1 protein-coding gene is annotated in these 834 nt (G+C 51.6%); it reads right to left on the bottom strand.

Annotated features, from left to right (window positions below):
- Positions 1 to 46: 46 nt before the first annotated feature.
- Positions 47 to 676, bottom strand: a complete 630-nt coding sequence (locus NKH19_RS33390) for a 4'-phosphopantetheinyl transferase family protein (RefSeq protein WP_352983981.1) — start codon at positions 674 to 676, stop codon at positions 47 to 49.
- Positions 677 to 834 lie beyond the last annotated feature (158 nt).

The raw sequence follows: 834 nt of genomic DNA, 5'->3' as shown, positions 1-834 counted from the left end.
CAAATCGGAACACCGGCCGGAATGAAATCGGAATGACTGGCCGGCTTCAAATCGGAATCGATGGCCGGCTTCGTCGGAATACGCACGCCAACCCAATTACATTGTTGGAAACAAGTAACTCGAGCGAAAATGTGCAATCTTTCTTTGGCACGTATCCTAATCGCGCAGGGAGATCAATTTCCACGTCCTGGAATTCAAGAAAATCATTGTACAGTGGAAAATAGGCTTTATATACAGCCTCCTTCAAAACGAAGAGGTCCCGCCGTTGAAGCAGGCGTAGATCGTACATGCGTTGCTCGTTAGGGGTAGCAATCAATTCGATCAAGTTCTCCGGCAGAGGTTCATTAGGTTCAATGTCGATGCCGAGCGCTGCAATCCTCTTCGTCCCTGCAATGGCGGCGGCTGCTACTGTATCGTGGTGAGCCAAAGATCCGACAATGCCGGCTGGCCAGATCGGAACACCAGAGCGCGTCTTTAAGATCGGCAGTGGTGGGAATCCCAGTTGCCCAAGAAGTGTTCGGGCAATTACTCTTGCAGCACCGCTCTGGCGGCGGACTTTGGGAACAGCGCGTCCCGTAGACGTAACTTCGGAAGCGTACAAGGTCGATTCGTCAGCCGGCGCTATTGGACGAATGCCGACGAGGATGTTCTGTTGATCAATCGTGATAATCTCCATTTATCTGGTTCCTATGAGCTTTTCCAATGAGATGCTCAGTCAATGTAGCTTCGCGTTGCATTTAGCCCGACTTGGTCGTCGATCAGCAGCGGCGGCGGACCACATATTGTTTCCCATCTTTGGATCACCGAGCCAGAACTCCTCCGACATTTGGGGAT

This window comes from Mesorhizobium sp. M1338 (genome assembly GCF_040318045.1).
In the GTDB taxonomy this organism is placed as follows: Bacteria; Pseudomonadota; Alphaproteobacteria; order Rhizobiales; family Rhizobiaceae; genus Mesorhizobium.
Note: the sequence above shows the minus strand (reverse complement) of the source record. Positions and strands in the feature narration are given on the sequence as shown.

Bases quoted from the DNA above. Each gene is read 5' to 3' on its own strand.
- NKH19_RS33390 (WP_352983981.1), bottom strand. From the start codon at position 676: ATGGAGATTATCACGATTGATCAACAGAACATCCTCGTCGGCATTCGT.